At 72.7% G+C, this 22,157-nt stretch carries 20 protein-coding genes; 8 read left to right on the forward strand and 12 right to left on the reverse strand.

Annotated features, from left to right (window positions below; translation table 11 throughout):
- Positions 1-365: 365 nt before the first annotated feature.
- The 4 genes from ASF37_RS16285 to eat are packed head-to-tail and all read right to left on the reverse strand — an operon-like array spanning position 366 to position 4,894.
- A complete protein-coding gene (locus ASF37_RS16285) occupies positions 366-1,205 on the reverse strand; it encodes a DMT family transporter (RefSeq protein ID WP_055969425.1) in 840 nt (279 codons plus the stop codon).
- A 28-nt stretch (positions 1,206-1,233) separates the two neighbouring features.
- Positions 1,234-2,028 (reverse strand): ethanolamine ammonia-lyase subunit EutC, encoded by a 795-nt coding sequence (gene eutC, locus ASF37_RS16290; protein ID WP_056574682.1) that lies wholly within the window; start codon positions 2,026-2,028, stop codon positions 1,234-1,236.
- The gene (locus ASF37_RS16295) at positions 2,025-3,464 is read right to left on the reverse strand and encodes an ethanolamine ammonia-lyase subunit EutB (protein ID WP_369815241.1); all 1,440 of its coding nucleotides are present in this window, start codon (positions 3,462-3,464) and stop codon (positions 2,025-2,027) included. Before ASF37_RS16295 ends, eutC begins: the two co-directional genes overlap by 4 nt.
- Positions 3,461-4,894: an ethanolamine permease gene (eat, locus tag ASF37_RS16300; protein ID WP_056581726.1), complete on the reverse strand. Its 1,434-nt coding sequence runs from the start codon at positions 4,892-4,894 to the stop codon at positions 3,461-3,463. The genes ASF37_RS16295 and eat overlap by 4 nt, the downstream gene beginning before the upstream one ends.
- Positions 4,895-5,028: 134 nt before the next feature.
- On the opposite strand from eat, the gene ASF37_RS17520 reads away from it, so the two are divergent.
- Positions 5,029-5,670, forward strand: a complete 642-nt coding sequence (locus ASF37_RS17520) for a hypothetical protein (RefSeq protein ID WP_056552657.1) — start codon at positions 5,029-5,031, stop codon at positions 5,668-5,670.
- Positions 5,671-5,720: 50 nt separating this feature from the next.
- Positions 5,721-6,788: a glycerophosphodiester phosphodiesterase family protein gene (locus tag ASF37_RS17525; protein WP_056552654.1), complete on the forward strand. Its 1,068-nt coding sequence runs from the start codon at positions 5,721-5,723 to the stop codon at positions 6,786-6,788.
- Here the strand turns inward: ASF37_RS17525 and ASF37_RS16315 are convergent.
- Positions 6,746-7,042, reverse strand: a complete 297-nt coding sequence (locus ASF37_RS16315) for a hypothetical protein (RefSeq protein WP_055969411.1) — start codon at positions 7,040-7,042, stop codon at positions 6,746-6,748. The genes ASF37_RS17525 and ASF37_RS16315 overlap by 43 nt on opposite strands.
- Before the next feature lie 41 nt (positions 7,043-7,083).
- The gene (locus ASF37_RS16320) at positions 7,084-8,355 is read right to left on the reverse strand and encodes a PspC domain-containing protein (RefSeq protein WP_056581727.1); all 1,272 of its coding nucleotides are present in this window, start codon (positions 8,353-8,355) and stop codon (positions 7,084-7,086) included.
- Between the two features lie 145 nt (positions 8,356-8,500).
- Between ASF37_RS16320 and ASF37_RS16325 the strand changes: the two genes are divergently transcribed.
- From ASF37_RS16325 to ASF37_RS16335, 3 genes are all read left to right on the forward strand, one after another.
- Entirely contained in the window at positions 8,501-9,838 is a 1,338-nt protein-coding gene (locus ASF37_RS16325; RefSeq protein WP_235500019.1) for an ATP-binding protein, read from the forward strand.
- On the forward strand, positions 9,835-10,521 hold the full coding sequence (locus tag ASF37_RS16330; protein WP_056581728.1) for a response regulator transcription factor: 687 nt from the start codon (positions 9,835-9,837) through the stop codon (positions 10,519-10,521). The genes ASF37_RS16325 and ASF37_RS16330 overlap by 4 nt, the downstream gene beginning before the upstream one ends.
- A gap of 764 nt (positions 10,522-11,285) precedes the next feature.
- Positions 11,286-12,995 (forward strand): sodium:proton antiporter, encoded by a 1,710-nt coding sequence (locus ASF37_RS16335; protein ID WP_056581729.1) that lies wholly within the window; start codon positions 11,286-11,288, stop codon positions 12,993-12,995.
- Between the two features lie 6 nt (positions 12,996-13,001).
- Here ASF37_RS16335 and ASF37_RS16340 read toward each other — a convergent pair whose 3' ends face one another.
- Positions 13,002-13,811, reverse strand: a complete 810-nt coding sequence (locus tag ASF37_RS16340; protein WP_056581730.1) for an ABC transporter permease — start codon at positions 13,809-13,811, stop codon at positions 13,002-13,004.
- Positions 13,808-14,737 carry an ABC transporter ATP-binding protein gene (locus ASF37_RS16345; RefSeq protein ID WP_056581731.1) on the reverse strand — a complete coding sequence of 310 codons (930 nt, stop codon included), beginning with the start codon at positions 14,735-14,737 and terminating at the stop codon, positions 13,808-13,810. Before ASF37_RS16345 ends, ASF37_RS16340 begins: the two co-directional genes overlap by 4 nt.
- 162 nt (positions 14,738-14,899) lie before the next feature.
- On the opposite strand from ASF37_RS16345, the gene zwf reads away from it, so the two are divergent.
- Positions 14,900-16,333 carry a glucose-6-phosphate dehydrogenase gene (gene zwf, locus ASF37_RS16350; protein WP_056581732.1) on the forward strand — a complete coding sequence of 478 codons (1,434 nt, stop codon included), beginning with the start codon at positions 14,900-14,902 and terminating at the stop codon, positions 16,331-16,333.
- Between the two features lie 35 nt (positions 16,334-16,368).
- Here zwf and ASF37_RS16355 read toward each other — a convergent pair whose 3' ends face one another.
- Genes ASF37_RS16355 through ASF37_RS16365 form a run of 3 tightly spaced genes read right to left on the reverse strand, consistent with a single transcriptional unit; the run spans position 16,369 to position 17,983 of the window.
- Positions 16,369-16,812, reverse strand: a complete 444-nt coding sequence (locus ASF37_RS16355; RefSeq protein ID WP_056552647.1) for a GNAT family N-acetyltransferase — start codon at positions 16,810-16,812, stop codon at positions 16,369-16,371.
- Complete coding sequence (locus tag ASF37_RS16360) at positions 16,809-17,165, reverse strand: GntR family transcriptional regulator (RefSeq protein ID WP_082480526.1); 357 nt, start codon at positions 17,163-17,165, stop codon at positions 16,809-16,811. Before ASF37_RS16360 ends, ASF37_RS16355 begins: the two co-directional genes overlap by 4 nt.
- Complete coding sequence (locus tag ASF37_RS16365) at positions 17,162-17,983, reverse strand: hypothetical protein (protein WP_056581734.1); 822 nt, start codon at positions 17,981-17,983, stop codon at positions 17,162-17,164. The genes ASF37_RS16360 and ASF37_RS16365 overlap by 4 nt, the downstream gene beginning before the upstream one ends.
- Positions 17,984-18,148: 165 nt before the next feature.
- On the opposite strand from ASF37_RS16365, the gene pcrA reads away from it, so the two are divergent.
- On the forward strand, positions 18,149-20,524 hold the full coding sequence (gene pcrA / locus ASF37_RS16370) for a DNA helicase PcrA (protein WP_082480525.1): 2,376 nt from the start codon (positions 18,149-18,151) through the stop codon (positions 20,522-20,524).
- A 350-nt stretch (positions 20,525-20,874) separates the two neighbouring features.
- Here pcrA and ASF37_RS16375 read toward each other — a convergent pair whose 3' ends face one another.
- Entirely contained in the window at positions 20,875-21,657 is a 783-nt protein-coding gene (locus tag ASF37_RS16375; protein ID WP_055969383.1) for a M23 family metallopeptidase, read from the reverse strand.
- Positions 21,658-21,799: 142 nt separating this feature from the next.
- On the opposite strand from ASF37_RS16375, the gene ASF37_RS16380 reads away from it, so the two are divergent.
- Positions 21,800-22,123 carry a hypothetical protein gene (locus ASF37_RS16380; protein WP_056574662.1) on the forward strand — a complete coding sequence of 108 codons (324 nt, stop codon included), beginning with the start codon at positions 21,800-21,802 and terminating at the stop codon, positions 22,121-22,123.
- Positions 22,124-22,157 lie beyond the last annotated feature (34 nt).

Raw genomic sequence — 22,157 nt, forward strand, 5'->3', positions numbered from 1 at the left:
CGGGTGGGCAGAGATTCTCCCTACTCGTGGACCGTCCCGGGTGGGCAGAGATTCTCCCTACTCGTGGACCGTCCCACGACGATGGAGAATCACTGCCCCTCCGGGGCCCCTGGTCGTCGCCACGATTCTTCCTTCGCGAGGCACGGTCCACGAGAAGGAAGAACCGTGCGTGGATCACGCGCAGATGAAGAATCGTGGCCGCGCCCCGCAGACCCAGCCGGGACCAGTCCCACCGCTCCGGTCGAGGCCCTTCGGAGAGCAGGTCGACTCGCAGCCTCAGCGGCGCAGCAGCAGGCGAAAGCCCAGCGGCAGCGACGCAGCAGCACGCGAAGGCCCGTTGCCGACGCTGCCGACGGACGATTCGGTCAGCCCAGCGCGACGAGGGTGACCGCGGTGGCGGCCAGGGCCAGGCCGACGCCCTGCCAGGCCTGGATGCGCTCCTTCAGCACCAGCGTGGCCAGAAGCACGGTCGCGGCCGGGTAGAGCGCCGAGATGACCGAGACCACCGACAGCAGGCCCTCGCGCGTGGCGAGCAGGAAGGCCGCGGTGGCGGTGGCCCCGAGAGGTCCCATCGCCAGTGCGCGCCACGCTGCGGGCTCGCGGGGGACCCACGGCTGACGCACCGTCACGGCGACGGCCACGACGGCGAGCATGGCCACGGCGTTGGCGAGGGCGAGCGGCCAGAGCCCGGCGTCGTCGCCCACCTGCCCGAGCGCGACGAACAGCACGCCGAAGCCGACGCCGGCCAGCAGGCCGTCGACGACGCCCCCGCGGTGCGCGGCCGCCGCGACCGCGTCCTCCTCGACCACGCGCGACACGAGGGCGATCGCGGGGAAGGCCACCACGATCCCGGCCAGGGCCAGCGCGCTCGGCCGGTCACCCGTGACGAGACCGACCGCCACGGGCAGCAGGGCGCAGACGACCGCGGACAACGGGGCCACCACGCTCATCCGTCCGCCGGCGAGACCGCGGTACAGCACCGCTGCACCCACGCCGGCCCCGACGCCGCCGGCCGACGCCCAGGCCCAGTCCGACCCGACCGCGGCGCCCCCGACGACCGCTGCGGCGGCGGCCACGCACACCGTCGACGACAGCTGCCCGACGACGGCGGTCTGCCACGGGCCCGACCGCTTGGCGAACAGCCCACCGAGGAAGTCCGAGACGCCGTACGCGAGCGCGGAGATCAGGGACAGGACGACGGCCACGCGAGCACCCTAGGGCACGGGGCGAGGTCTACGGCACGTGCTCGACGGCGGCTGCCTCGGCCGCCTCCACCGCCTGCGCGGCGGAGGAGTCCTTGAGCGCCACCCCCGACCGCCCGAGCTGCCGCGAGCCCTGCACGAGCGCCACGGCGATCCGCCCGGCCGCGTCGTAGCCCAGCCCCTCGGGCGGGTGGATGTTGGAGATGCAGTTCCGCTCGGCGTCGCTGCGGCCGGGCCTGGGGTCGTGCGTCAGGTAGATCCCGAGGCTGTCGGCCACCGACAGACCCGGCCGCTCACCGATGACGACGAGCAGCGACTGCACGCCGAGCGCCTCGCCGACGTGGTCACCGAGCGCCACGCGCGACTGCGTGGCGATCACCGGTGGGGCGATCCGGTAGAGCCCCCCGAGCGCGTCGACGAGCGTCGTGAGCACACCGATGGCGTGGTCGGTGAGGGCGCGGGGGGACAGGCCGTCCGCCAGCACGATCGCGAGGTCGGCGCCGCGATGCTGCCGCAGGTGCTCGAGGTCGGCGGGCCGACGCCCCAGGTCGGGCCGGCGCAGGTACTCGGCGCGCCCCTCCGCCAGGCTGCGCACGCACAACGGCTCGCCGAGGCCGACCTCGCTGACCCGGGCCGCCAGAGCGTCGACGTCGAGGGGCTCGTGCACGGCGTCGCGTGCGGCGGCATGGGCGGCGCGGAACTCCAGCACCCGTCGTGTGGGCAGGGAGCTGCCTGCCCGTCCGAGACCGATGCGGGCCTGCGTGGTGCGCCGCAGACCGTCCCACGGGTCGTCCCCGGGCCGCGACGGTGGGGGAGTGCCGGTCACGACGGTCCCGCGATCGAGAGCAGTGGCGAGGCACCGAGGTCGACCGGGAGCACCCGTCCCGCGTCGTCGACCATGCCGAGACCGGCCAACCACGCCTCGAACTCCGGCGCAGGTCGTAGTCCGAGCGCCTGCCGCACGTAGAGCGCGTCGTGGAACGACAGGCTCTGGTACCCGAGCATCACGTCGTCGGCACCGGGCACCGCGATGACGAACGCGGCGCCGGCCACGCCCAGGAGCGTCAGCAGCGTGTCCATGTCGTCCTGGTCGGCCTCGGCGTGGTTGGTGTAGCAGACGTCGACGCCCATCGGCAGCCCCAGCAGCTTCCCGCAGAAGTGGTCCTCCAGGCCCGCCCGGATGATCTGCTTGCCGTCGTAGAGGTACTCCGGACCGATGAAGCCGACGACGGTGTTCACGAGCAGGGGGTCGAGCGCCCGGGCCAGCCCGTAGGCACGGGTCTCGAGCGTCTGCTGGTCGACCGCCCTCCCACCGGTGCCCAGATGGGCGCCGGCCGAGAGAGCCGACCCCTGCCCCGTCTCGAGGTACATGACCTGGTCGCCCACGGTCCCGCGGCCGAGCGACCGTCCGGCCGCGCTGGCCTCGAGCAGCAGCGGCACGGTGACGCCGAAGGACGCGTTCGCCCCCTCGGTCCCGGCGATGGACTGGAACACCAGGTCGACGGGCACTCCCTGCTCGATGAGGTCCAGCGTGGTCGTGACGTGCGAGAGCACGCACGACTGCATCGGGATGTCGAAGCGCAGACGGAGCTCGTCGAGCAGGTGCAGCAGACGTGCCGTGGTCTGCGGGGAGTCGGTGGCGGGGTTGATGCCGATGACCGCGTCACCGGACCCCATGAGCAGCCCGTCGAGCGTCGCAGCAGCGATCCCGGCAGGGTCGTCGGTGGGGTGGTTGGGCTGCAGGCGGGTCGCGATCCGCCCCGGCAGGCCGATCGTCGTGCGGAAGGCCGAGACGACCTGCGCGGCCTGGGCGACGAGCACGAGGTCCTGGTTGCGCATGAGCTTCGAGACGGCGGCCACCATCTCGGGCGTCAGTCCGGGAGCCAGGGCCGCGAGGGTGGTCGCGGCGTCGGGGCGGGTGCACTGCTCGAGCAGCCAGTCGCGCAGCCCGCCCACCGTGAGGTGGGCCACCGGGGCGAACGCGGAGGCGTTGTGGGAGTCGATGATCAGGCGGGTGACCTCGTCGCTCTCGTACGGGACGACGTGCTCGTCGAGGAACGTCTGCAGCGGCTCGTCGGCCAGTGCCCACGCGGCCGCCGCGCGCTCGGCGTCGGACTCGGCGGCACACCCGGCGAGCTGGTCCCCGGAGCGAGCGGGGGTGGCCTTCGCCATGAGGTCGACGAGACCGTCGAAACGGTAGGTCGTGCCGCCGAGGCTCTGACGGCGTATCGGTCCCCCTGCCCCCGGACCGGCCACGCTCACTCCAGCTCCTGCTCGGCGCGGGCCAGTGCGGCGAACTCCTCGTCGGGGGAGGCGGCCACGAGGTGGTGACGGCTGTAGAGGGCGAAGTACACCATGAACGCGGTGAAGACCGCCACGCACCACAGGGCTGCGGTGCTGTCGACGAGGAACGTGGCGACGACCGACAGCGCCGCCACGGCCAGCGCGAAGCCGGTGGTCGCGATGCCGCCCGGCGTCCGGTAGGGCCGGGGCATGTCGGGCTCGCGGACCCGTAGCACCACGTGGCTCACCATCATCAGCACGTAGCTGAGGGCCGCGCCGAAGACGGCCATGTTGAGCAGGAGCGCACCCTGGCCGGTCAACGAGAGCCCGAACCCGACGATGCCCGGGACGACGAGCGCCAGCACCGGCGCCTTGCGGCGGTTCGTGACCGACAGCGCCGTCGGCAGGTAGCCGGCCCGCGACAGCGCGAACAGCTGGCGCGAGTAGGCGTAGATGATCGAGAAGAAGCTCGCGACGAGCCCCGCCAGGCCCACGTAGTTGACGACGGTCGCGGCCGTCCCGTCGCCGAGGGCCTCCACGAGGGGGTTGCCCGATGACGACATCGCCTCCGCGCCCCCGGCGCCGGGCGTGAGCACGAGGACGGCGACGCAGGTGACGAGCAGGACCGACATCGCCGCGATGATCCCGCGTGGCACGTTGCGCTCGGCGTCGGCTGCCTCCTCGGCGGCGAGCGGGACGCCCTCGATGGCGAGGAAGAACCAGATGGCGAACGGGATCGCCGCCCAGATGCCGAGGTAGCCGAAGGGCAGGAGCTCCGAGGCCCCGGCGGCGTCGGTCGGAGCGATGTCGGTGAGCCGCGAGGCGTCGAAGTCGCCGATCGCCGCGATCGCGAACACGAGCAGGCCGACGAGCGCGACGGAGGTGATGACGCACATGACCTTGAGCGCCTCGCCCACCCCGGCGAGGTGGATGCCGATGAAGAGGGCGTACACCGCCAGGTACACCCACCAGCCGTCGGTGATGCCGAACAGGCCGAGCGACTCGACGTAGGCGCCGATGAAGGTCGCGATGGCGGCAGGGGCGATCGCGTACTCGATGAGGATCGCGGTCCCGGTGGCGAAGCCGCCCCAGGGCCCGAGCGCACGCCGGGCGAACGTGTAGCCGCCACCTGCGGCGGGCAGCGCCGACGACAGCTCGGCCATGCCGAGGACGAGGGCCAGGTACATGGCGGCGACGATCACCGTCGCGATGAGCAGGCCGCCGAAGCCGCCCTCGGCGAGGCCGAAGTTCCAGCCCGAGTAGTCACCCGAGACGACGTAGCTGACGCCCAGCCCGGCCAGCAGGACCCATCCCGCCGTTCCCTGCTTCAGCTGACGCTTCTCCAGGTACTCCTGGGCGGTCGCGTCCGTCCCGGAGGCTCCGGTGGGAGCCTTCTCCTGCTGGGCCATGTCCCCTCCTCGTGTGCGTGAGGGTCGCGACGCTAACGAGACGATGTTTCGACCGCGTGTGCGTCCCGTTGCCACCGTGCGCGATCCCCGCGGCAGTCGGTGGACGGCTGGGGCGCGGGACCTACGCTGGTGCCATGACGCACGACGGCGGACCACGACGCGAGAGCTGGAGCGCGCGCACCAACCGCGCCGTGCACGGGGCGACCACCCGCGTCGACGGGCAGACGGCCGACGCCGCGCACCGTGCGGTCGCCGTCATCGTCCCGGCCGTGCGGCTGCTGCGGATCCCGTCGCTCCTGCTGGCGGTCGCACCCCTGCCGTTCCTGGCGGCCACGTTCGCGCTCGGCCTGGCGTCCGGCAGCACCGTCGGCACGGTGCTCGTGGTGGCCGCGGTCCTGCTGGCCCTGGTGCCCGCGGCCTTCGCGGCGCGTCGCCACCGTGTGCTCCGGGCGGTCGAGGAGCCCGAGCAGCTGGCCACCGAGCTCGGCATCGCGGTGAGCCTGAGCGACAAGGTCGACGAGACGCGCGGCGCACTCACCTCGATCGCCGGCGGCGGGGGCTGGCGGGTGCTGTCCCGGCTCAAGGGCGTGTGGTCGGGCGTCGGCATGACCGGTCGGTGGATCGAGGGCGTGGGCGACCTCCCGCGCGCCCGCTACTTCGTGCCGCCCAAGATCGGTACCTCGGTCAGCCTGGTCGTCGCCACGCTCTGGACCGTGCCGATCTCGGCGCTGCTGGCCTTCTTCGCCCTCGTCGCGGCCATCGCCGGGACGCTCTGACCGCAGCGAGGTCCCCCGACGAGCTCGTCGGGAGTGCTTCACTGGATGTCATGAGCGGTCCGGCGCCCTGGCCACCCGTCCCAGCCGTCATCGGTCATCGCGGTGTGCCGGGCCTCCGCCTGGAGCACACCCGCGCGTCCTACGAGCTGGCGATCGAGCAGGGGGCCGACTACATCGAGCCCGACGTGGTCGCCACGCGCGACGGCCACCTCGTCGTGCGGCACGAGAACGAGATCGGGCACACCACCGACATCGCCGCGCGCCCGGAGTTCGCCGACCGGCGCACCACGAAGCGGATCGACGGCGTGTGGCTGAGTGGCTGGTTCACCGAGGACCTCACGCTCGAGGAGGTCAAGACCCTGCGCGTGCGCGAGCGTCTCCCGCAGCTGCGCCCGCAGAACCTCCCCCTCGCCGGCACGCAGCAGGTGCTGACGTTCGAGGAGGTCCTGGAGATCGCCCGCCGGGCCGATCGTCGGGTGGGGGTCTACGTGGAGACCAAGCACCCCACCTACTTCCGCGGGCTGGGTCTCGACCTGGACGACCGGCTGATCGACGCGCTGGAGGCCGCCGACCTGAACCGTCCGGACGCCGACGTCCCGGTGGTGATCCAGTCGATGGAGACCGCCAACCTGCGCGGGTTGCGGCCGCGCACACCGCTCACGCTCGTCCAGCTGCTCGACCGCAAGGACGCGCCGTGGGACCTGGTGGCGGCCGGTGACCCGCGTACCTACGCGGACCTGACCACGAGCGACCAGCTGGCCGAGCTCGCCCGCCACGTCGACGGCATCGGTCCGAACAAGACGCTGGTCATCGCGCGGCGACGGGGTCACTGGCTGGACGGGGAGACCGGCCTGGTGGAGCGCGCGCACGCCGCGGGTCTGCTCGTGCACATCTGGACGATGCGCGACGAGAACAACTTCCTGCCCGCCGACTTCCGCTCCAGCGCCGACGTGGCCGCCCGCGGCGACGCCGAGGCCGAGTACCTCGCGTTCTTCGATGCCGGGGTGGACGGGGTGTTCACCGACTACGCCGCCACCGCGGTGGCGGCGCGTGACCGTTGGCTCGTCGCCGGGGGTCAGTCGCGGCGGTCGGGATCGATGTCGTCGGTCTCGTCGTAGTCCGCGACGTCCGGGGCGACAGGCGCCGCGGCCCGCGGCGCACGGCCGCGCCGGCTGACGACGAGCGTCGCGGCCAGGCCGAGGACGCCCAGGACGATGAGTCCGACCGCGACGGCGCGCCCGATCTGGTCACCGTCGAGCACGTCCTGGCCCCGCGCAGCCCACAGGCCGGCCGCGGCGAGGAAGAACAGGCCGAAGAGCGTGTTGAAGGGCCGCACGCGGGGGCGTCGGGTCGAGGTCGGCGAGGTGGTCATGGTGCTCCTGTCGGAAAGAGGGTCGGGGGTGGGCGCGGCGGTCATGGGCGACGCACCTCCACCTGACCGAGCGAGTGGTCGACGTCGATCGTGAGGGCCGGACCTGTGGCGGAGGCCCGCAGTCGCCGGTCGACCCCGCTGTCGCGCTCCCCGAGGACCACGAGGTCACCGGCGCGGACCGACGCGTCGACCACGACGGGCACGCCGTCGGGCACGACGACCACGGTCTGGCCCATGCCGGTCTCGATCTCGATCGTCCGCCCGAGCAGGGCCTCCGGGTCGGACACGTCGGTCAGGTCCAGCTCGAACTGGCCGAAGCCGAAGGAGTAGCTGTCGCGGACCTGCGACGCGCTCTGCGGGGCGACGTCCAGCTCCCCGCCGCGAAGCGTGGGAACCAGGGTGCCCAGCGCGAGCACGGGCAGCAGGAGCAGCCCGATGAGCACGAGCGGGAGACCTCCTCGCGCGAAGGTGCAGAGCACGAGGCCCAGACCGACGACCGCGAGGGCCAGGGCCACGTAGGTCGGCCACGTCGGGTCGGCCACGAGGCGCACCACGGCGAGGGCGATCGCGATCGACGACAGGGTGAGCAGCGTCGGGATCCAGCTGTACGGCTCACGTGGTTCCCGCGGGGGCGGGGGCTGGATCGAGCGGCGCGGCTCCGACGGAGGAGTGGGTGGGAGGCCCGCGGTCGGGTGCTCGCCGGAGGCCGTGTCGAGGACGACCGTGTCGGTGGGGGTCGACGACCACGCGGTGGCGGGATCGGTCACGGTCGGGCGGTTGGAGCCTGCGGGGTCCGACCCGGTGTCGACGCCGTGGCCCTCGTGCCCGCGCCGCCGGCCCCCGCGCCGGACCAGCCAGACGACCAGGGCGACAGGTCCGCCGATGACGAGCGCGGCCCAGAACAGCCCGTCCCCGCCCCAGCCCCAGCCACCGTCGCCGAGCACACCGAGCACGGCCAGCACCGCGGCCACCACGAGTCCGGTGTCGCGCACCTGCGCCTCGCTGGTGTCGAGCCCGAACCACTCACCGACGTGGCTGCGCGGTTCGTCGTCGGCGGGCAGCAGCAACCACCCTGCGACGTAGAGGATGACGCCGGCGAGTCCCACGAAGCACAGGACGACCGTGAGCACCCGCACGACGACCGGGTCGATGTCGAAGCGGCGGGCGACGCCGTCGCAGACGCCGGCGAGCATCCGGTCGTCGGAGCTGCGGCGCACCTCGGAGAAGGCACGGAAGCCGCGACGCGGGCCGGGTGCGTGGGGACTCGCGCCCGGGTCGGGCGCCTGGTCGGTGGGAGGGGGCTGCGTGGTCATGGCTCCATCGTCGGCCGGGCAGGGCGTGCGGCACCATCGGGCGCGACCCTGGTCCGACCCTGGTTCCCGAACCCGGGGGACCTCGGGGGACCACGGGTGCGACACCTGGTGGCGCCGGCTCGCGCGCACGTGTGACGATGCCGAGGTGAGCCAGACCGCCCTCGGAGCCAGGACCCCTCCTGGTCCGTCCTCCGACCGCCCTCGGGTGCGGCGCGCCTACCGTCCGGCGGACCATCGCGTCGTCGGCGGGGTCGCGATGGGGCTGGCCGAGCACCTCGACGTGCCGGTCCTGTGGGTGCGCGTCGGCTTCGTGGTCACCACCTGGTTCAACGGCGTCGGCGTCCTGGCCTACCTGCTGCTGTGGCGGTTCATGCCACTGCGCCGACCGGAGCTGTCGCCCGGGCTGGAGTCCGCGAGCCGTCGTGGCATGCGCGCCGCGGGCCGCCCCGGCGTCCTCGAGATCGTGCAGACCGTCGCCGTGCTCGCCGTGGGCGTCGGGGTCCTCTTCCTCGTGCAGGGCGGAGGTCGGCTCACCGGGTCGCTGCTGATCCCGCTGCTCATCGTGGTGGTCGGGGTGGCGGTCGTCTGGCGCCAGATCGACGACGCCGCCTGGCAGACCTGGCTCACCCGCACGACAGGGTGGGGCTTCGTGGCCCGCGTCGCGGTCGGGCTCGGCCTGGTCGCCCTCGGCGCCGTGTACCTCGTGACGCAGGAGCGTGGCCTGTCCGCGGTGCGCGACCTCGGGTCGGCCCTCGCCATCGCGGTCGTGGGTCTGCTCCTGCTCCTCGGGCCCTGGATCATCTCGCTCGTGACGGCCCTCGGGAGCGAGCGCCGCGAGCGCATCCGCACGCAGGAGCGCGCCGACGTGGCCGCGCACCTGCACGACTCCGTCCTCCAGACGCTGGCGCTGCTGCAGAAGAACGCCGACGACCCCGCCGCCGTCGCCACCTTGGCGCGACGTCAGGAGCGCGAGCTCCGGTCCTGGCTCTACGGGGACGAGGAGTCCCCGGGCGACTCCCTCGCTGCGGCCCTGCGGGAGGTCCGCAGCGAGGTGGAGCAGACGCACCAGCTGGTGGTCGAGCTGGTGGTGGTGGGCGACACGGCGCTCGACGCCGACCTGGTGGCGCTCGTCCGCGCCACGCGCGAGGCCGTCGTGAACGCCGCCAAGCACGCCCAGGTGGATCGCGTCGACGTGTACGCCGAGGTCGGCAGCACGCAGGTCGAGGTGTTCGTGCGCGACCGCGGGACCGGCTTCGACCCCGACCTGATCGCCGACGACCGGATGGGCGTCCGGGGCTCCATCGTGGGCCGGATGGAGCGTCATGGCGGCACCGCCCGGGTGCGCAGCACGCCGGGGGAGGGCACGGAGGTGGCGCTCACCCTCGCCCGACGCGCGGCGCCCGCTGCGGGCGAGACCTCTTCGGTGCGACCCGATCCGGCACCCCGCGACCCTGCTCGACCCGAGGCCGAGGAGGCCCCATGACCGACGACCGTCCCCCGACCGGCCGGCCCGGAGGCAGCGCGCCCCTGCGCGTGCTCATCGTCGACGACCACGCCATGTTCCGCACCGGGGTGCGCGCCGAGCTCGAGAAGGACCCCCGGCTCCAGGTGGTGGGCGAGGCCGAGGACGTCGACACCGCCGTCCCCGCCGTCCTGGAGCTGCGTCCCGACGTGGTCCTGCTCGACGTGCACATGCCCGGGGGCGGGGGAGCCGAGGTGATCCGGCGGGTCGACCGCACCGCACCGGACGTGCGGTTCCTGGCGCTGTCGGTCAGCGACGCCGCCGAGGACGTCATCGGCGTGATCCGCGCCGGCGCGCGTGGCTACGTCACGAAGAACATCTCCGGCAGCGACCTCGTCGACGCCCTCCACCGCGTTGCCTCGGGCGACGCCGTGTTCAGCCCTCGCCTCGCCGGCTTCGTGCTCGACGCCTTCGCGGGGACGATCGAGGTGGCGCAGGTCGACGAGGACCTCGACCGACTGACCGAGCGCGAGCGCGAGGTCATGCGGCTCATCGCCCGCGGCTACGCCTACAAGGAGGTCGCGAAGGAGCTGTTCATCTCCGTCAAGACCGTCGAGACGCACGTCTCGAGCGTGCTGCGCAAGCTGCAGCTCTCGAGCCGGCACGAGCTCACCAAGTGGGCGAGCGACCGGCGTCTGATCTGAGGTCCGAGGGCGCGTCCTTCGAAGGGCTTTCGGTCGTCGGTGCGCGCCCTCCGCTGAGGCTCCGCTCGCCGGTGCGTCGCCTCGCCTGGGTCTTCGCTCGCTGCTGCGCTACTGCGGCGCCGAGTCGGGGCGTTCTCCGAGTGGGCCTCGGCCGGCGGAGGGGTCTGGGTCCGGTTGGGTTCTCGGAGCGTGGCTCGAGGGGACGCAAGGTTCTGCGTTCGTGCGTGAGGGGTCGAACGATGCTGCCTTTGCTACGGGATCCCGTCACCAACGCAGCATCGTTCGGGCTTCAGCACGCGAAGGCAGAATCGTGCGTCCCCGGTGCGCGGGGTGGGCAGGGATTCTCCCTTCTCGCGGACCGTTCCACGGGAAGGGAGAATCCCTGCCCCTACGGCGCCCGAGTCGTCGCCACGATGCTTCCTTCGCGAGGCACGGTCCACGCGAAGGGCGAATTGTGCGTGGATCCCGCCGCAGATGGAGAATCGTGGCCGCGCCCCGCAGACCCAGCCGACCCGAGACCCGCCGCTCCGGTCGAGGCCCTTCCGGAGACCGCCCCGACTCGGAGCCACAGCGACGCAGCCGCGGGCGGAGACCCAGCCGCCCCGCACATCCGACGGAGCCGAGACCCACCGCCCCGGTCGAGGCCCTTTCGGAGCGCAGGTCCACTCGCGGCCACAGCGACGCAGGAGCGAGCGAAGCCCCAGCCACACCGACGCAGCAGCGGGCCAACGCCCATCGGAGAACCGACGTGGAGACTGGTCCCCATGGATCTCCTGCTCCTCACCGTGATCGGCGTGCTGGTCATCGTCGCTGCGACCTCGCTCGCCGGACGTCTGGGGGTCGCGGCGCCGCTGATCCTCGTCCTCGTGGGTGTCGCGATCTCCTACGTCCCCGGCGTGCCCCGGTTCGAGATCGCTCCGGAGGTGATCCTGGCGGGGGTGTTGCCACCGCTGCTCTACGCGGCGTCGGTGAACATGCCGACGGTGGACTTCCGTCGCGACTTCAAGGCGATCAGCGGCCTGTCGGTGGTGCTCGTGCTCGCGTCTGCCACCACGCTCGGCTGGCTGCTGCCGCTCGTGGTGCCGGGGCTCGGCTTCGCCGAGGCATTCGCCCTCGGTGCCATCGTGAGCCCGACCGACGCCGTCGCGACGTCGATCGTGCGTCGCACCGGGGTGGCGCCCCGCCTCGTCACGGTGCTCGACGGCGAGAGCATGCTCAACGACGCCACCGCGCTCGTGCTGCTGCGGACTGCGGTCGCCGCCACGGGGGCCTCGGTGTCGATCTGGCAGGTCGGGCTCGACTTCGTGCAGGCGGTCGTCGTGGCCGTGCTCGTCGGCGCCCTGGTCGCGGCGGTCAGCCTGCTCGTGCGCTCGCTCGTGGAGGACGCGACCGTCGCCACGTCGATCTCGTTCGTCGTCCCCTTCCTGGCGTATGCGCCGGCCGAGCACCTGGGCGGGTCCGGTCTCGTGGCCGTGGTCGTGGCCGGGCTGGCGATCGGGGCCCGCGGCCTGGTGGAGCTGCGGGCGGAGGACCGGATCGCGGAGGAGGTCAACTGGCGGACCATCGCCTTCCTGCTGGAGGGTGCGGTGTTCCTCGTGATGGGCCTGGAGCTGCGGCCCCTCATCGCCGACTTCGAGGCCTCGGGCCAGCCGTGGAGCCGGCTCGCGACGGTGACGGCCATCGCGTTGGCCGTGCTGTGGGTGGGGCGCTCGCTCTACGTCGGGCTCCTGTTCCTCGGGCTGCGTCGTGACCGGAAGGCGTCGGCACGTCATGCCCCACGCCTGGCCACCTTTCGTGAGTACCTGGCGTCCGACGACGCCCAACGGCACTCCCAGCGGCGTCGCGAGAGGGCGCTCCAGGCGATCGCCCGTCGCGAGGCCGACCTCACCTTCTACGAGGAGCAGCGGCTGGGCCGTCGCGACGGTGTGGTCCTCGTGTGGGCCGGCATGCGCGGGTGCATCACGCTCGCCGCCGCCCAGACGCTCCCGCCCGACACGGTGCAGCGCAGCCTGCTCGTGCTCGCTGCGTTCTGCGTGGCCGGGCTCTCGCTGCTCGTGCAGGGTGGCACGTTGTCGTGGGTGGTCCGACGTCTCGGCGCCGAGTCCGACCGCACGGAGCAGCGCCGCGAGCAGCTCCGGGCGCTCCTCGACGCGCTGGGGGAGGTGGCCGACGCCCGCTGCACGGAGGTGCGGGAGACCGGCCTGGACGGCCGGACGATCGATCCCGAGGCGGTGGAGCAGGTGCGCCGGCGCCGCACCCCCGCTGCGGAGTGGGAGTGGGCCGGCGACGACGGGCCCGAGCGCGACCGGCGTCTCGACGACTTCACCCGGCTGAGGCGTGTGGTGCTGGACGACCAGCGCGAGGCGTTGCTCGACCTGCGTGCCGAGGGCCGGTACGACTCCCAGGTGCTCGACAGCGTCCTGTCCCGGCTCGACGTCGCCGAGATCGCCGCGGTCCGCCGGCCGCATCCCTGACGGACGTCAGGAGATCTCGGCACGCATCACGAGCCACAGTCCCGCGAGGGTCGGCAGGAGCAGCCACACCGTCCCGGTGACCCCCAGCTGGGCCCACTCGGTGGCCGAGAGCCCGCCCTCGTAGAGCGCGCCGTGCGCCCAGCCGAAGTCGACCCAGCCCACGACGTCGCGGTACCAGTCCTGCGTCGCGTAGAGCAGCTGGCTGAAGGTCGGCAGGAGACCCCAGAACACGAAGTACGCCACGAGCGCCACGGCCGAGCTGCGGGTGACGACGCCGAGCATGAACCCGACGAACATGCCGAGCACCTGCGCGAGCACCAGCGTGCCGACCTGGCCGACGGTCAGGTCGATCACCGGCTCGGTGCCACGCAGCGCGGGTCCGAGGTAGGCCCCGCCGAGCGCCACCACGAGCGCCAGTGCCATGGCGCCGACGCCGATGATCGTCGTGACGACGGCCTTCGCCGCGATGGTCCGGCCCCGACGTGGGACGAGGGTGAAGGTGGTGAGCCCGCTGCGCTGGGACCACTCACCGGTCACGAGCAGGATCGAGACCACGGGCAGCAGCACCGCCATGGGCGTGCCGACGGCCGAGCCGAACGTCTCGAAGGTCAGGGCGTCGTCGGGTGCCCACAGCATGACGGCGGCCGTGGCGAGCACCGCGACGATGCCGATGCTCGCCAGCAGCCACGTCCCGGCCCGGGTGTCGAACGTCTTGCGCATCTCGACCCCGACGACGCGACCGAACGGGATCGGCTCGGGCACGGCGCGCGAGCCAGGTCGAGCGGGAGCGGTGGCGGGGTGGGTGGCGGTGCTCATGCTGCGGCTCCTGCCGGTGTCGTGGTGCCGCGGCTGGGCGTGGCCTCGCGCTGCGTCCCGGCGGTCAGCTCGAGGAACATCTCCTCGAGGCCGGCGCCGTCGGCGGCGCGCAGCTCGGTCAGGTGGATCGACGCCGTGACGGCGACGTGGCCGACGGCTGCGGGGTCGGCGTCCACGCGCAGCCCGTCGCCGACGTCGGTGGTGCGGTGGCCCGCCGCGGCGAGTGCCCCACGCAGGGCGAGGAGGTCGGGGCCGCGCACGACGGTGCCGGCCGAGGCCAGCAGCTCGGCCTTCGTGCCCTGGGCCACGATGCGGCCCTGCCCGATGACGACGAGGTCGTCGGCGACCACCTCGATCTCGTGCAGGAGGTGCGACGACAGCAGCACGGTGGCGCCGTCGTCGGCGTAGCGACGCAGCACGTCGCGCATCCACCGGATGCCGGCGGGGTCCAGCCCGTTGGCCGGCTCGTCGAGCACGAGGACCTCGGGCCGACCGAGCAGGGCCGTCGCCAGGCCGAGGCGCTGGCGCATGCCGAGGGAGTAGTGACGCACGCGGCGCGCCGACTCGGCCTCCGACAACGAGACGAGGTCGAGCATCTCGTCGACGCGTCGGGGCGACAGTCCCATGGTGCGGGCCGCGAGGGTGAGGATCTCGCGACCGGTGCGGCCGGCGTGCTGGGCTGAGGCGTCGAGCAGGACCCCGACCTCCAGGCCGGGGTTCGGCAGGTCGACGTAGCGACGTCCGCACACCTCGGTGCTGCCGGACGTCGCAGGGGTGAGCCCGGTCAGCACGCGCAACGTGGTCGACTTGCCGGCGCCGTTCGGGCCGAGGAAGCCGGTCACGCGCCCCGGGCGGGCGGTGAGGGTGACGTCGTCGACGGCGGTGAACCGCCCGTACGACTTGGTGAGGGATTCGATCGTGATCATGACGGCCAGCCTCGTCCTGCAGGACGTCCTGGGGCATCGGGGAGCACGCTGGTCGCGACCCTGGGGGCACCCCGGGTCGACCCTGGCGCTCCGTTGGGTCGCTCGGTGCGGCGATCGAGCGACGTTCACCCGTCCGCAACGAACCGGGTCTAGCCTCGGACCATGAGTGACCCGCACCTGATCGTGCTGTTCGGCGCGACCGGCGACCTGGCCCGACGCAAGCTCCTCCCCGGGCTGCTGCACCTGCTGCGCTCGAGGCTGGTCGCGGACTCGCGCATCATCGCGGTGTCCATGGACGACCTCGACGACGACGGCTTCCGGGCGTTCGCGCAGCAGGCCTGCCAGGAGTTCGGACGTCCCGTCCCGGACGCGGAGTGGGACGACTTCGCCCCCAAGCTGCACTACGTCAACGTGTCCGAGGGCCCCGAGCGGCTGGCCGAGATGGCGGCGTCCCTCGAGGCGGAGCTGGGTGGTGAGCCGCGGCGCCTGCACTACCTGAGCGTGCCGCCGAAGGCCGCGATCGACGTCGTGCAGACGCTGGCGCAGGCACGCCTGGTGGACCGCTCGCGGATCATCATGGAGAAGCCGTTCGGCACCGACCTCGCCTCGGCCCGCTCGCTCAACGCGCGGATCCACGAGGTCTTCGACGAGCAGCAGATCTTCCGCATCGACCACTTCCTGGGCAAGGAGGCGGCCCTCAACATCCTCGCGTTCCGGTTCGCGAACGGCCTGTTCGAGCCGATCTGGAACCGCACGTTCATCGACCACGTCCAGATCGACGTTCCCGAGACGCTGTCGCTCAAGGGCCGCTCGGGCTTCTACGAGGGCACGGGCGCGTTCAAGGACATGGTCGTGACGCACCTGTTCCAGATCCTCGCGTTCATGGCGATGGAGCCGCCGACGTCGCTCGACTCCGACTCCATCAGCGAGGAGAAGAACAAGGTCTTCCGGTCGATGCTGCCGCTGCGGCCGTCCGACGTCGTGCGGGGCCAGTACCAGGGCTACCGCGAGGAGCCCGGGGTGCAGCACGACTCCGAGACGGAGACCTTCGTGGCGCTCCGCGCGCAGATCGACAACTGGCGCTGGGCCGGGGTGCCGTTCTACCTGCGGACCGGCAAGCAGATGGCCGAGGGGGCGCGCATCATCTCGATCGCCTTCCGGGAGCCGCCGAAGTCGATGTTCCCCGCCGGCTCGGGCGTGGGGCTGTCGGGTCCGGACCACCTGACCTTCGACCTCGCCGACTCCTCGCGCATGTCGTTGTCGTTCTACGGCAAGCGACCCGGGCCGGGCATGCGTCTGGACAAGCTGTCCATGCAGTTCGCCATGCAGGACACGGCCCGCGCCGACGAGGTGCTCGAGGCCTACGAGCGGCTCATCCTCGACGCGATGAAGGGGGAGCGGACCCTGTTCACCACCGCGGAGGGCATCGAGCGGCTGTGGGAGATCTCCCAGCCGCTGCTCGACGACCCGCCGCCGGTGCGCCCGTACCCGCCGGGAACCTGGGGTCCGAACTCGGTGCACCAGCTGATCGCCCCGCGTGCCTGGCGGCTGCCGTTCGAGCGGACGTGGCGCAACCCCAACGAGTTCGCCCAGTAGCCCAGCAGCTCGGGCGCCGGACCACCCGAGCGGGGTCAGGGCGCGTCGCGCACCAGGTGCACGACCGGGAACGGGCGGCCGAAGGCGTCGGTGGTGTGGGTGCGCAGACGCCTGAAGCCGTGTGCGGTGTAGAAGCCGAGGCCGTGGGTGTTGCCCGCATAGACCTCCACGCTGGTGGGGCGCACGTGGTCGAGCAGCAGGGTGCCGATGCCGGTGCCGTGCACGGCGGGCTCGACGTAGAGGAGCTCCAGGTGCGGCCCCCGCACGCCGGCGAGTCCGAGCGGGCGCCCGGTGTCGTCCTCGGCCACCCAGACGTCCATGGACGGCAGCAGGGCGTCGCGCAGGTACGGGTGGGCCTCGGCGAAGTCGTCGTCGGACATGAACCCGTGGCTGGTCCGAGCCGCCCGCTCCCAGAGGTCGGTCAGCTCGTCGAGGTCGCGCTCCCCGGCGAGCCGGACGGACACGGGGTCGGCGTTCATCGGCCCCACGCGTCCTCGACGAGCCGCAGCGCCTGGTCGCGGGAGAGTCCTGCCCGGCGGGCGTCGGCGGCGTAGCGGGTGGCCGAGGCCCGGGTGTCCTCGTCCACGGCGACCGCGGCGGCGACGAAGGTGCCGCGTCGGCCGTGGGTCTCGATCACGCCGTCTGCCTCGAGCTCGCGGTAGGCGCGGGCCACGGTGTTGACCGCGAGCCCCAGGTCGGCGGCCAGCTGGCGGACGGTCGGCAGCTTGTGCCCGGGCGGCAGGGAGCCGTCGGCCGCGCCGGCGGCCACCTGCCGACGCACCTGCTCGAACGGGGGCTCGGCCGTGGCCGGGTCCACCACGAGGGCGATCACGCGGCCACCGCCTGGCGGTTGGTCCGCCGGACGGCGACGAGCCCGCCGACGAGGACGACCACGAGTGCGCCGAGGACGAGGGCCGTCGTGCGCAGCGCCCCCGGACCGGCGGCGATCGCGGGGGCGAGCAGAGCCGTGAGCGTCAGGACGCCACCGCTGGCGAGCAGGTTCTCGGTGAACCGGTCGATGCTCACGGCACCGGCGACGGTCGCGACGGCCAGGGTCTGATCGTCCTCCGCGACGAGCGCCTGCCGCACCATGCGGGCTCGGACGCCGATGCAGACGACCATCACGACGAGGGCCCCGCTCGCGGCGGCCACGGCGCCGTTCCCGCCGTCGACGCCGTCGACGAGGGTGGCCACGGCGAGCGCGAACCCGGCGACGGCCGCGACGACGAGGGCCAGCTCGCCGATCCGTTCAGCGGTGCTGCCGTGAGCCGTGCGCGGCACGAGCGACGCGGCTCGGCGGCCGCGGGGTGACGGGGTCCGGCGCACGACGTTGACGGCCTCGGAAGCGACGGCGCACACGACGGTCGAGGTCAGCACGATCGCGACGTCGGCGAGGCCGTCGGGCCCGGAGGTGTCGCCCGCGCCGACCCCCGCCACGAGCGGCACGATGCCGAGGAGAGTCCCGATGCCGGCACCCACGGCCCCGACCTGGAGTCGGTGGGTCAGCTCGGCGACCAGGGCGTCGCGGTCGACGTCGACCCGGGTGCGCCGTGCCCAGACGGCGGCGTGGGCCACTGCCTGGCGCGGTGCCGTGCAGTACAGCACGACGGCGAGTGCGAGCAGGACGATGACGAGGGTGGTGATGCTCATGGTCGGTCCCCGATCCGGTTCGACGACGGTTTGTCTCAACCTTTGTATCGCATTGTAGTGACACAATCAAGTCTGCGGGCGAGCCGGGGCGGGCCGCCTCGGTGGCAGGCGAGCCGGAGGTGGCGGGATCGGGGTGTCAGGCCTCCCGTCTAGGCTGGACCGGTCATGACGCTGCCGTTCCCCGTGCCCCAAGGTGCCCGCCCCCCGTCTCCCTCCGACGGCACCGGAGGTGGTGCCGGCAGCGGGCGGTCCGGGCGACGCGCGGCGCGCTCGGAGACGCTGCTCGAGGGACTGAACGACGCCCAGCGGGCTGCCGTGTCCCACGCTCCCGGTCCGGTGCTCGTGGTGGCCGGTGCCGGGTCCGGCAAGACCCGCGTCCTCACCCGACGCATCGCCTGGCTGATCGCCGCACGCGGCGCCCATCCGGGCTCGATCCTGGCCATCACCTTCACCAACAAGGCCGCCGCCGAGATGCGCGAGCGCGTGGCCGAGCTGGTGGGCGGGCCGTCGCGAGCCATGTGGGTGAGCACGTTCCACTCCTCGTGCGTGCGCATCCTGCGGCGCGAGGCCAACCGATTCGGCTACACGTCGACGTTCAGCATCTACGACGCGGCCGACTCCCGACGCCTCATGACCATGGTCTGCCGCGACATGGGCCTGGACCCCAAGCGGGTGAACCCGCGCGCGGTCCTGCACTGGGTCTCCAACCTCAAGAACGACCTGGTCGACCACGAGTCCGCGGGTGGTCACGCCACCAACGGCACCGAGGAGCTCTACGCCGAGGCCTACGGGCTCTACCAGCAGCGGCTGCGCGCGGCCAACGCCATGGACTTCGACGACCTGATCATGCAGACCGTCCACCTGTTCCAGGCGTTCCCCGACGTCCGCGAGACCTACCGCCGCCGCTTCCGGCACGTGCTCGTCGACGAGTACCAGGACACCAACCACGCGCAGTACGCCCTCGTGCGCGAGCTGTGCGACCCCGAGACCGACCCGGACCTCGACCTCATGGTCGTGGGCGACTCCGACCAGTCCATCTACGCCTTCCGCGGTGCCAACATCCGCAACATCCTGGAGTTCGAGGAGGACTACCCGAACGCCTCCACCGTGCTGCTGGAGCAGAACTACCGCTCGACCCAGACCATCCTCAACGCCGCCAACGCCGTCATCAGCCGCAACGAGGGACGCAAGGACAAGAACCTGTGGTCGGCGGCCGGCGAGGGCGAGCGCATCGTCGGCTACGTCGGCGACGACGAGCGCGACGAGGCCCAGTTCATCGCCGACGAGGTCGACCGGCTGACCGATGCCGGCGACGCCAAGGCCTCTGACGTCGCCGTCTTCTATCGCACCAACGCGCAGTCGCGCGTGTTCGAGGAGGTCTTCATCCGCGTGGGCCTGCCGTACCGCGTCGTCGGCGGGGTGCGGTTCTACGAGCGCAAGGAGATCAAGGACGCGCTCGCCTACGTGCGCGCGCTGATCAACCCCCGCGACACGGTCTCGCTGCGACGCATCGTCAACGAGCCCAAGCGCGGCATCGGCGACGGCGCGCAGGCCGCGGTCGAGCGGTTCGCCGCACGCGAGCAGATCTCGTTCTGGGACGGTCTGCAGCGCGCGAAGGAGGCCGGTGACCTGGCCTCGCGCTCGCTCAACGCCGTCACCACCTTCGCCGAGACCATGGCCGAGCTGCGCGAGCTGGCCCTGTCGGGCGAACCCGCCGACGTCGTGCTCGAGGCCGCGCTCACCCGCACCGGCTACCTGACCGCGCTCGAGTCGAGCAAGGACCCGCAGGACGAGACCCGCGTCGAGAACCTGGCCGAGCTGGTGGCCGTCGCGCGCGAGTTCGTCGTGAACGCCTCGACGGTCACCGACGAGGAGACGGGCCGCGAGGACGGCGACCTGACGCGCGGCTCCCTGGAGGCGTTCCTCGAGCAGGTCGCGCTCGTGGCCGACGCCGACGCCGTGCCCGACGAGGGTGACGGGGTGGTCACCTTGATGACCCTGCACACCGCCAAGGGCCTGGAGTTCCCCGTGGTGTTCCTGACCGGGCTCGAGGACGGCGTCTTCCCGCACCTTCGGGCCCTCGGCGACGCCTCCGAGCTGCAGGAGGAGCGGCGTCTCGCCTACGTCGGCATCACACGGGCCCGCGAGCGGCTCTACGTCACGCGCGCCATGAGCCGGGCGGCGTGGGGCGCCCCCTCGTACAACCCGGCGTCACGCTTCCTCGACGAGCTGCCCGGCCACCTGCTCGACTGGCGTCGTGAGGCGCAGTCGCCCACGGCCTGGACCCGAGCCGCGTCGTCCAGCGGTCGGTCCACGTCCAGCGCCCCGGCCTTCACGGCCAAGGCCGCGGCGGCCCGGTCGCAGCGCAAGCGCGACATCCCCTCGCTCGACCCGGGGGACCGCGTCACCCACGACAGCTTCGGCCTCGGCACCGTCGTGGCCCTCGACGGCCAGGGCGACAACGCCGTCGCGAGCGTCGACTTCGGCTCCCAGGGCGTCAAGCGCTTGCTCCTGCGCTACGCCCCCGTCGAGAAGCTCTGACCGATCGGCCCCGCCGTCCTGGCCGGGTCCGCACCGTCAGAGGTAGGTGTGGCACCTGACCGGCGGGTCAGAGGTAGGTGACGCACCGGATCCGGGTCGTTTGAGGTGCGAGACCTACCTCTGACGGCGTCGTCGGGAGCGTCACCTACCTCTGACGGCGTGGTTCGGTGCGAGACCTACCTCTGGCGGCGGGCTCGGGCGCGGCGCGTGAACCGCTCCGTCGGGGCCGCTCGAAGGCCGACCTCGCTCCGACGCGCGGAAGCGCAGCCGCAGGTCCACGCTCGGCACAACAGACAGGCCGACCGATCAACGCAGCGCGGCTCGAGACCGGCCGTTCGGACCCGGCAGGATCAGGGGGTGACGCCGTGCTCGCGGAGCGCAGCGTCGGGGTCGACGGGTCCGCCGCCGCCCGGGTGCACCTCGAGGTGCAGGTGCGGGCCGGTGACGTTGCCCGTGGAGCCGGTGTAGCCGATCGTCTGGCCGGCGCCGACCTTGTCGCCGACGTTGACGGAGACCCGGCTCTGGTGGCAGTACCAGATCTCGGTGCCGTCGTCGAGCGTGACGATGGTGCGGTTGCCGTAGGCACCCTCGTAGCCGGCCGACGTCACGGTGCCCGCGGCGACCGAGACGATCGTCGAGCCGGACGGCCCGGCGAAGTCGAGGCCGGTGTGGGTGCTCGACCACAGCGAGCTGGCCTGGCCGAAGCGCGCCGTGAGGCGGTAGCCGGTGACGGGCAGGACCCACTGGTTGGACTTGTACTCGTCGGCGACGTTCTGCGCCTTGTCGCGCAGCTCCTCGTCGACCTTGAGCTTCTGCGAGGCCTGCTGCTCCGTCTGGCGCTGGAGCGTCGCCTTGTCGATCTCGGGGGTGACGTCGACGTCCTGCGTGCCGGTGTAGCTGGCCGAGATCGTCTGGTAGCCCGACTGCAGCGCACCGCGGTCGGCCTGCGACGAGAAGGCGCCGGCTCCGATGCCTGCGACGACGAGGGCGAAGGCACCCGCTGCGGCGGGCGTCAGCCGGAAGCTCCGACGACGGCGCTGCGGGCGGCTGACGGCCCGACGTCCGCCGGGGAGCGTGTCGCGAGGGGTCTGCTGCCGTACGTCGAGGCGACGTTTGGGGGCAGACGAAGACACGCAGGAACCTCCGGGCGGCAGGGCGGGACCTGACGAGTCTAGAGGACGCATGGGTCTGGTCAAGGAGCAAAGGTCACGATCGAGGGCCGAACGCCGGGTTCCCCGCGTGGAAGGCAGGCCCCGTGTGAGCAGGTTCACGCGCATGGGCGACGATCTCGACGTGCAGTCCTCCCGCGTCGTGGTCGCGATCCTCGATCTCGACACCGCCCTCGACACCGACACCGACACCGCCCCCGACACCGCCTCCGACACCGCTCTGCGGAGCGCGCGGACGGCGAGCGCGGAGGGGCACGAGGTCGTGTACCTGGGCCGCAGCGACCCGCAGGCCACGGCGTGGGCGGTCAGGGCCGAGGACGCGGCCACCGCGCTGGTCGTGGCCGACGACGCGTCCGCGCAGCAGCTCCGCGAGGCGCTGGACGCGATGGGGCTCCACGAGGTGCAGGTCTCCCGCGTCGCGTCACGGTGATGGCTCACGGCGGGTCGGGAGCCGTTCGTGGCCG

Origin of the sequence: Aeromicrobium sp. Leaf289 (assembly GCF_001423335.1) — a bacterium.
Taxonomy (GTDB): domain Bacteria; phylum Actinomycetota; class Actinomycetes; order Propionibacteriales; family Nocardioidaceae; genus Aeromicrobium.